General features: G+C 54.7%; 8 protein-coding genes. 4 read left to right on the top strand and 4 right to left on the bottom strand.

The features are described from left to right. Window positions 1–307: 307 nt before the first annotated feature. The 3 genes from ACRESJ_RS20145 to ACRESJ_RS20155 all read left to right on the top strand — a co-directional run bounded on the left by ACRESJ_RS20145 (window position 308) and on the right by ACRESJ_RS20155 (window position 3765). Window positions 308–1261 carry a TAXI family TRAP transporter solute-binding subunit gene (locus ACRESJ_RS20145; RefSeq protein WP_431759461.1) on the top strand — a complete coding sequence of 318 codons (954 nt, stop codon included), beginning with the start codon at window positions 308–310 and terminating at the stop codon, window positions 1259–1261. Window positions 1262–1342: 81 nt separating this feature from the next. Beyond that, entirely contained in the window at window positions 1343–3370 is a 2028-nt protein-coding gene (locus tag ACRESJ_RS20150; RefSeq protein ID WP_431759462.1) for a TRAP transporter permease, read from the top strand. After that, entirely contained in the window at window positions 3367–3765 is a 399-nt protein-coding gene (locus tag ACRESJ_RS20155; protein ID WP_431759463.1) for a DUF1850 domain-containing protein, read from the top strand. Before ACRESJ_RS20150 ends, ACRESJ_RS20155 begins: the two co-directional genes overlap by 4 nt. Before the next feature lie 67 nt (window positions 3766–3832). On the opposite strand, the gene dctM is transcribed toward ACRESJ_RS20155, so the two are convergent. From dctM to ACRESJ_RS20175, 4 genes are all read right to left on the bottom strand, one after another. Further along, window positions 3833–5116, bottom strand: a complete 1284-nt coding sequence (gene dctM / locus ACRESJ_RS20160) for a C4-dicarboxylate TRAP transporter large permease protein DctM (protein WP_431759464.1) — start codon at window positions 5114–5116, stop codon at window positions 3833–3835. Continuing rightward, the gene (locus ACRESJ_RS20165) at window positions 5113–5745 is read right to left on the bottom strand and encodes a TRAP transporter small permease (protein ID WP_431759465.1); all 633 of its coding nucleotides are present in this window, start codon (window positions 5743–5745) and stop codon (window positions 5113–5115) included. The genes dctM and ACRESJ_RS20165 overlap by 4 nt, the downstream gene beginning before the upstream one ends. Window positions 5746–5812: 67 nt before the next feature. Next, window positions 5813–6808 carry a TRAP transporter substrate-binding protein gene (locus ACRESJ_RS20170; protein WP_431759466.1) on the bottom strand — a complete coding sequence of 332 codons (996 nt, stop codon included), beginning with the start codon at window positions 6806–6808 and terminating at the stop codon, window positions 5813–5815. 202 nt (window positions 6809–7010) lie between these two features. Beyond that, complete coding sequence (locus ACRESJ_RS20175) at window positions 7011–7283, bottom strand: LysR family transcriptional regulator (RefSeq protein WP_431759467.1); 273 nt, start codon at window positions 7281–7283, stop codon at window positions 7011–7013. Window positions 7284–7557: 274 nt separating this feature from the next. Here ACRESJ_RS20175 and ACRESJ_RS20180 point away from each other — a divergent pair, with 274 nt between their 5' ends. Further along, entirely contained in the window at window positions 7558–8532 is a 975-nt protein-coding gene (locus ACRESJ_RS20180; RefSeq protein ID WP_431759468.1) for a TerC family protein, read from the top strand. The last annotated feature ends 163 nt before the right edge of the window (window positions 8533–8695 follow it).

Genomic DNA, 8695 nt, shown 5'->3' on the forward strand with positions numbered 1-8695 from the left:
GGCTGCCGGAATTCATTGCCCCGCCCAAATACTCAGCAAAGGAAGCTCGTGCGATTGGTTTCAGAAGCTGTATGGGTCAACCAAAATCAGCCGTCTGGGTCAAAATCGCATCAGCATCAACAGGTAATGCCAGTCAGCTAAGCTGACTGGCATTTTTTCGGGCGTGAGAATCCCGATTAGGCGTCATCGCAACCACCGATTGAGAAGCCCAAAATTATTAGGCTAACTCAGCTTCCCACTCAAGGCGTTGGTTTCGACTACAGTAGAAAGACTCTGCATAAAGCCATAACAAGACGGAGAGTTTTCCATGCGAGTAAACAAACACTTTAGCCTCTTTGCGGCCACCGCTGCGTTGACAGTCTCGTGCGCAGCTAACGCCGCACCTGTGTTCATAAATATCCTTACAGGTGGTACTAGCGGGGTTTATTACCCCATTGGGGTTGGGCTGTCACAGATATACAGCGATGGGATTCCGGGGGCGAAGACTTCTGTCCAAGCGACCAAAGCCTCAGTGGAAAATCTCAACCTTTTACAAGCTGGTCGTGGGGAGCTCGCTCTGGCGCTTGGGGACTCTGTGGCTGATGCAAAAAACGGCGTGGAAGATGCCGGATTCAAGGCCCCGCTGACAAAGTTGCGAGCAATTGCAGGAGCCTATCCGAATTACATTCAAATTGTGGCGAACAAAGAGTCCGGTATCAAAACCTTGGCGGATTTGAAAGGGAAAACCATCTCCGTCGGCGCCCCGAAATCCGGTACCGAGCTGAACGCGCGTGCGATCTTCAAAGCGGCGGGATTGACATACGAAGACATGAGCAAAGTCCAATACCTACCCTTTGCGGAGTCGGTCGAGCTGATCAAAAACCGTCAGTTAGATGCCACGCTTCAGTCCTCGGGGTTAGGAATGGCGGCCATCCGCGACCTTTCCTCAACTATGCCATTGAACTACGTCTCCATTCCTCCCGATGTGGTTTCGAAAATTGGCAATTCCGCTTATCAGCCTGCACAAATTCCAGCCAATACTTATGACGGACAGCCTGAGTCAGTGCCTACGGTGGCGATCACTAATATTTTGGTGACGCGCGAGGATGTCTCGGTTGACGTTGCCTACCAGATGACTAAGCTGATGTTCGAAAACCTCACTCGTCTAGGTAATTCTCACTCAGCCGCCAAGGACATCAAGTTGCAAAACGCTGCCAAGAATCTGCCCATTCCACTTCACCCCGGCGCCGAGCGCTACTACAAGGAAGCTGGAGCGCTGTAATCCAAAAATGCGCCACGGGGATGGTCGCTAGAGCGATAGAGCGGTTCGTACCCTTCTATGTAGTTTTGAGGCAGGTACCCAATGAGCGAAGATCATCATGGCATCGCCGCCAACCCACGCGACTGGCCTAAGACGCTGTTCTACGTGGCGTTGTTGTTTTCAGTTTTCCAGATTGTCACCGCTGCGTTTGCGCCTGTTTCCAGCCAGGTGCTGCGCGCGGTGCACGTTGGTTTCCTGCTGTGGGTGGTGTTTCTGAGTTACCCGGCGTATGGCAAAGCACGTCCTTGGCAGCCGTTGTCCTGGATATTGAGCCTCGCGGGGATTACCACTGCCTTGTATCAATGGTTCTTCGAAGCGGATTTGATCCAGCGTTCAGGTGAACTGACATCTGCAGACATGGTGGTTGGGCTGGTATTGATCGCATTGGTGTTTGAGGCGGCTCGTCGGGTGATGGGTAACGCGTTGCCTGTCATCTGTGGACTGTTTTTGGCATACGGTCTATTGGGTGAATACCTGCCAGGCGACCTGGCACATCGAGGCTACGGATTCGATCAAATCGTCAACCAGTTGTCATTCGGCACCGAGGGGCTCTACGGCACACCAACCTACGTTTCCGCTACCTATATTTTCCTGTTCATTTTGTTCGGTTCCTTTCTCGAACAGGCCGGCATGATCAAATTGTTCACTGACTTCGCGATGGGATTGTTTGGCCACAAACTCGGGGGGCCGGCAAAAGTATCGGTCGCGTCATCGGCTTTGATGGGGACGATCACAGGCTCAGGCATTGCAAACGTTGTCACGACAGGACAGTTCACGATTCCATTGATGAAGCGCTTCGGCTACAAGGCAGCATTTGCTGGCGGCGTAGAGGCGACTTCGAGCATGGGCAGCCAACTGATGCCGCCTGTGATGGGGGCTGTCGCCTTCATTATGGCGGAAACAATTAATGTCCCGTTTGTAGAAATCGCCAAAGCTGCGTTAATTCCAGCCATACTGTATTTCGGCTCGGTGTTCTGGATGGTTCACCTTGAGGCAAAACGCTCCGACCTTAAGGGGTTACCCAAAGACCAATGTCCCAGCGCATGGGGTGCGGTAAAGGAAAGCTGGTATTTGCTGATTCCGCTTTTTGTCCTGGTTTACCTGCTGTTCTCCGGACGTACCCCCCTATTCTCCGGAATGGTGGGTCTGGCGCTAACAGCCATCGTTATTCTCGGTTCGGCAATCATTCTTCGGGTGTCCAGTTTCGCGTTGCGGTGTGCGTTTTGGATCGCTCTTGGTGTCCTCTGCGTCGGTTTTTTCCAGTTGGGTATTAGCGTGATCTTTGCGGTAATCGCCACGTTAGTGGTCATCTGTTGGTTCATTCAGGGAGGCCGAGAAACCCTGAGTATTTGCCTGCATGCCTTGGTCGAAGGTGCTCGTCATGCTGTGCCGGTCGGGATTGCTTGCGCGCTAGTGGGAATCATCATCGGTGTAGTGTCATTGACGGGCATAGCCTCGACCTTCGCCGGTTACATACTGGCCATTGGCAGGGATAACTTGTTGTTGTCACTCATACTGACGATGGTTACCTGCCTGGTGTTGGGTATGGGTATCCCGACGATTCCCAACTACATCATTACCAGTTCAATTGCAGCACCCGCTTTGCTTGAGTTGGGTGTGCCGCTGATCGTGTCGCACATGTTCGTTTTCTATTTCGGAATTCTCGCAGACCTTACTCCACCGGTCGCTTTATCATGCTTTGCCGCAGCGCCCATCGCCAAGGAAACAGGATTCAAGATCAGTCTGTGGGCGGTTCGTATTGCTCTGGCTGGCTTTGTCATTCCTTTCATGGCGGTCTACAACCCTGCGCTCATGATGCAAGGCGACAATTTGTGGATGACTGCCTATATGTTGGTGAAGACGTTGTTGGCCGTTGGCCTTTGGGGAATGGCGTCCACAGGTTATCTGCAACAGAAGATGCCGGTTTGGGAGCGTTTATTGTGTTTCGCGGCAGGTGCTTTGTTAGTCGTTGCGCTGCCGTTGACTGACGAAATCGGTTTTGTGCTGGGTGTGTTGCTGATACTTCAGCATGTCTGGCGGTCTCGCCGTGGCGGACTGGCCAGAGCATGATCGGCTTGTGCCTAGGTCTGGCGGGAGTCGCCTGGACCCAACTTCCAATCTCAAGCTTTACACTGGCTTGGAATCACACAATCGAAAAAATTCGTTGGGAAGAAGATTACCGTGTCGCGGAGCAAGGGCTCGTTCTTATGGAGGCGAGGGTCAAAGGAAATGGCGCAGGTATGGAAATCCCCGCAGAGGCTAGATTGGAAAAAGGTAGCTGGCACTATCAGCGCCACCTGCCGCCCATGCAACCGTTGAACCTGGGACGTACCCCGCAAGCAGGTGACTACCAGCTATGCTTCGATCAGCAATGTCATGAGATGAGCGAGTGGCTGGGACCACCGGTCAACAATCCGTTCTCAGTGGAGCTATGGAGTTGCGTGACGGACTCAGAACAACAATAAGTGGCCAGAAGCACAAACGTGAAAGCCCTGTCCGGATACGAACATCCAGTACCCGGACAGGCAGGCATCAACTCATGCCCAGCCAGTTTGGCAAAGCCAGGGAGATCCAAGGAACGTAGGTAATCAGAATCAGGAACAGGAGCAGAATCATCAGCCACGGCATGGCGGCTCTGATGGTTGCCGGCAGTGTCATACCCGTCACAGCAGAGGTCACGAACAGGTTCAGGCCCACAGGTGGAGTGATCAAGCCGATTTCCAGATTCACCACCATAATGATGCCCAGGTGAATGGGATCGATACCCAGTTTCATGGCGATGGGAAAGAGGATCGGTGCCAGTATCAGGATGATGGCCGAGGGTTCCATAAAGGCCCCTGCAATCAACAGCACAATGTTCACCACCAGCAGGAACATCACCGGTGTCAGCCCCGCTTCAATCACCCACACGGTGATCTGTTGCGGTAGCTGCTCAGTGGTCAAAACGTGCGCGAAGAGCATGGCGTTGGCAATAATGAACATCAGCATGATGCTCAGCTTGGCCGAGTCCAGCAGGACCTTTGGCGTTTCGCGGAACGTTAAGTCTTTGTAAACGAACAAGGCGATGAAGGCCGAGTACACGGCCGCCACTGCCGCAGCTTCGGTCGGGGTAAACATCCCGGAGTAGATACCTCCCAAGATGATGAACATCAGCAGTAGACCCCAGATCGCCTTGCGTGCCGTGCTAAGCCATTCACGGAACGTCGCGCGCGGCATGGCGGGCAGCTTTTTCTTCACGGCGACGATGTAGATCGCGACCATCAACGCCAGCCCCAGCAGCAGGCCTGGTAACACGCCAGCCATAAACAGTTTGCCGACAGACGTTTCGGTCGCGGCTGCATAGACCACCATGACGATCGAGGGTGGAATCAGGATACCCAAGGTCCCGGCGTTACAGACGATCCCCGCGCCGAAGGCCTGCGGATAACCGGAGCGGACCATGCCGGCAATGGCAATTGAACCCACCGCCGCCACAGTGGCTGGGCTGGATCCTGAAAGGGCCGCGAACAACATGCACGCCAACACGGCAGCGATAGCCAGACCACCACGGATATGGCCGACGCAGGCATTGGCAAAGTCAATCAGCCGCCGAGCGACGCCACCGGTGGTCATGAAGGCCCCCGCGAGCAGAAAGAACGGGATGGCCAGCAGCGTGTAGTGCTCCGACGTCTCGAACAGTTTGATCGCCAGTGAGCGCACGGAGTCCGGGCTGAAAAAAACGATGGTCAGTGAGCCCGCCAACCCCAGGGAGATGGCAATGGGAACGCCGATCAACATCAGCACGAACAGTGATGCAAAGAGGAAGGCAATGGTCATGACTTGTCATCCTCGTGTTCAGTCAGTTTCATCGCATCTGCGGCTTCATCGGCCAAGCCCAGGCCGGTCTGCCTGTTTTGCAGGATGCGCACGAGAATTTCAGCGAAACGGATAAAGACCAAGGCGAACCCTACGGGGACGATCAACCCGATGTGCCATTGCATGATCCCGTACTGGCCCAAGTCTTCGGCACCTATGCGCGCAATCATCAGGGTCTGAATCCACCCGAAACTGGCAATGCTGAGCAATCCGGCATAAGTCAGGCAGAAAAGACAGGCAATGATGCCAATGAGCCGTTGCACCGATTTGCTGGCCATTCTGACGAGCGCATCAACGCCAATATGGCCGGCCGTGCGTACTCCGTACGACAGCCCGAAAAAAATCAGCCAGCCAAACAAGGCCTTGGTCAGTGAGGTGCTCCAGGTCATGGCCTGTGCCATACCCATGACGCCGTCGCCGATGGCGAACAGCGATTCGCTGGCGCCTTCCCAGTTCTCAGCGAGGCGATAGAACAGGGTGTAGAGGTTGTTGAGGACAACGTAGACGAATGTGACCAACGTCATGGCGGCCAGAAGGAAGACGATGAAGCCTTCCTCGAAGTGTTCCCAGATGCGCCGAAGAGCATTCATGGATGGCATCTCCTGTAGCGGACGACAGGCAGGTGCTGCCAGGGCGGCAACACCTGCCGACGACCGATCATTGGGCCTGGTTGGCAGCTTCAGCGGCAGTGATCAGCTCGGCGCCGATATCGCCTTCGAATTTTTTCCACACCGGTTTCATCGCGACACGCCATTGTTCGCGTTGCTCAGGCGTTAGGGTAATGATTTCGGTGGTTTTGGCCGCGATGATGCTCTGCTTGGCATCCTGGTTCAGCTTCTCGGCCTCTTTGTTCACATGAGCGGTGACTTCGACGAGTATCTTGTCCAGCTCGCTGCGAAGCTCCGGCGACAAACCGTTCCAGAACTTGGTGTTGGTGATCAGCATGTAATCCAATACGCCGTGATTGGATTCGGTAATGTATTTCTGCACTTCATGCATCTTCTGGCTGTAGATGTTGGAGTAAGGGTTTTCCGCCCCGTTGACCACTCCGGTCTGCAAGCCCTGATACACCTCGGCGAAGCTCATCTTGCGCGGATTAGCCCGTACGGCCTTGAACTGCTCCTCGAGCACGGCCGAAGCCTGCACTCGGAACTTCAAGCCACGGGCATCACTCGGCACTCGCAGCGCCTTGTTCGCGGACAGTTGTTTCATCCCGTTGTGCCAATAGGCCAAACCCGTGATGTTTTTGTCTTCCATGGACTTGAGCAGCCCCTGGCCCTGCGGGCTCAGCTGGAAGCGGTCAACAGCGGTGATGTCATCAAACAGGAAAGGCAGGTCAAACAGTTGAACGGTCTTGGTGTAGTGCTCGAATTTGGCCAGCGACGGTGCAATCATCTGTACGTCCCCGAGCAGTAAGGCCTCCATCTCTTTGCCATCGCCAAACAATGAGGAGTTGGGGTAGACCTCGACTTTGACCGTGCCGGGCAAGCGTTCTTCCACCAGTTTCTTGAACAACAGGGCGCCCTGGCCTTTGGGAGTCTGCTCTGCGACGACGTGGGAGAATTTTATAATTACCGGGTCTGCAGCCATGGCCGTGCTCATGGTGCCAAGGGCAAGGGCGCAGGCGACTGCTTTCCACATAGGTTTAAACATGGGGGGGATTCCTCTTGTTTTCGTTTTCGTACACTTCCATGCTCTGAAAAGCATGTGCACGGCGGACAAGAGCAAGTCTAGGCAGAAAACTACCATTTGGAGGGTGATGACTGAATGTAGTTAGAAGTCTTGTAGGTAATATGGCATTGCCTACGGCAACATCCTCTTGCAATATTAATGCTTAGGACGATTGCGCTAAGGGTCAGCGGTGTGCGGTGTCCATTTTCTCGTGCCACAGGGGCAGCTGATAAAACGAATGTGCCCCTAGCACTACCTGAAAGATCTCGTCCCGCCCGGTTTCGGTTAGCTCCAGCCGCCCGGCGCGCTGGAATAGGCTCACTGCCAGTGTTTCTTCCAGCTGGGAGATCTCCCCGAAAAGGGTCTGCGGCGTAAGGTGCGACTGATCGGCGGGGCGCGCCATGCCTCCCGCCTTGGCCATAAACCACAAGTAATACAATTGCCGGTAGTTGAGCATCTGAATCAACACTTCGTAAAAAACGAACCATTAGCAACGAATAAACGATTTTTACTGATGCAACATGCCCGTTAGCATGACCTCTTCCAGCCCATTTGCTTCATGCGGAGACAGTCATGCAGATGGCCATCCAATGCCGCGTTTTCGAACTAACCGAGGGTTTGTACGATCACAGCAGCAAACGCCTGGCCTCCAGCTTAAGTCATAGCACCACCCGCATTGGGAGGGTGATCGTGCGGCTCAACATGAGTATCGGCCAACCTTGGATAGTGAAATGACCGCCATAAGCGTCGGCCAATCTTGGATGTGGGCCGCCTTCATCGGCTTCGTTCTCGCCATGCTGGCGCTGGATCTTTTCGTCTTCGGCGGGCGCAAGGCGCATCGTGTTTCAGTACGCGAAGCGCTGGCCTGGGTCATCGCCTGGACCAGTTTGGCGTTGGTCTTTTCCGTCCTGCTCTGGTGGTATCTGCGCAGCATGTTCGGCGCCGAAGTGGCCCAGCGTACAACGCTCGAATTCCTGACGGGCTACCTGATCGAGCAGTCGCTATCGATCGACAACATGTTCGTTTTCGTGATGATCTTCGGCTATTTCGCCGTGCCGCCAGAGTTGCAGCGCCGCGTCCTGCTCTATGGCGTGCTCGGCGCCATCATCATGCGCGCCGGTATGATTTTCGCCGGTGTCTGGCTGGTGCAGGAGTTTGCCTGGCTGCTCTATGTCTTTGGCGCCTTCCTCCTCATCACCGGCTTCAAGATGCTGATCTTCGCCAACCAGCAGCCAGAGCTCGAAAAGAACCCTTTGCTGCGCTGGCTGCGCAGCCATCTTCGCATCACCGACGGTTTTCACGGCGAGCACTTCTTCGTGCGCCAGAACGGCCTGCGCTGGGCGACGCCGATGTTCCCGGTGCTGGTACTGATCGAGGCCAGCGACCTGGTGTTCGCGGTCGACAGCATCCCGGCTATCTTCGCCGTCACCACCGACCCCTTCATCGTGTTCACCTCCAATATCTTCGCCATCATGGGCATGCGCGCACTGTATTTTCTGCTTGCCGACATGGCCGACCGTTTCCACTTGCTCAAATATGGTCTGGCCATCGTACTGGTGTTCATCGGCGGCAAGATGCTGGTCGCGCCGTGGTGGCACATGCCGATCCAATGGTCGCTGACCACAGTCGGCGGCATCATCTTGATTTCGGTACTGTTGAGCCTGACTTTGACGAAGAGCAAAACACCGGTTACGGGAGAACAATGATGAATTAGAGATGTTGGCGCAAAGCCTTTCAAGCTACCAAACACTCGTATCAGTACTGCCCGTAGAGCCCAGATTGCTTTGGTACACCATTTGCCCTCCGAGAGGCGCAGTACGGTGACGGCGAGATCTTGAGAACAGTTTCGGCACTTGCCCTGCATTAACC

This window comes from Pseudomonas sp., assembly GCF_050739655.1.
Taxonomy (GTDB): domain Bacteria; phylum Pseudomonadota; class Gammaproteobacteria; order Pseudomonadales; family Pseudomonadaceae; genus Aquipseudomonas.

Excerpts from the sequence above, each read along its gene's own strand:
- ACRESJ_RS20165 (WP_431759465.1), bottom strand. The coding sequence starts at position 5,745 with ATGAATGCTCTTCGGCGCATCTGGGAACACTTCGAGGAAGGCTTCATC.
- ACRESJ_RS20150 (WP_431759462.1), top strand. The coding sequence starts at position 1,343 with ATGAGCGAAGATCATCATGGCATCGCCGCCAACCCACGCGACTGGCCT.
- ACRESJ_RS20170 (WP_431759466.1), bottom strand. The coding sequence starts at position 6,808 with ATGTTTAAACCTATGTGGAAAGCAGTCGCCTGCGCCCTTGCCCTTGGC.
- ACRESJ_RS20155 (WP_431759463.1), top strand. The coding sequence starts at position 3,367 with ATGATCGGCTTGTGCCTAGGTCTGGCGGGAGTCGCCTGGACCCAACTT.
- dctM (WP_431759464.1), bottom strand. The coding sequence starts at position 5,116 with ATGACCATTGCCTTCCTCTTTGCATCACTGTTCGTGCTGATGTTGATC.
- ACRESJ_RS20175 (WP_431759467.1), bottom strand. The coding sequence starts at position 7,283 with ATGCTCAACTACCGGCAATTGTATTACTTGTGGTTTATGGCCAAGGCG.
- ACRESJ_RS20180 (WP_431759468.1), top strand. The coding sequence starts at position 7,558 with ATGACCGCCATAAGCGTCGGCCAATCTTGGATGTGGGCCGCCTTCATC.
- ACRESJ_RS20145 (WP_431759461.1), top strand. The coding sequence starts at position 308 with ATGCGAGTAAACAAACACTTTAGCCTCTTTGCGGCCACCGCTGCGTTG.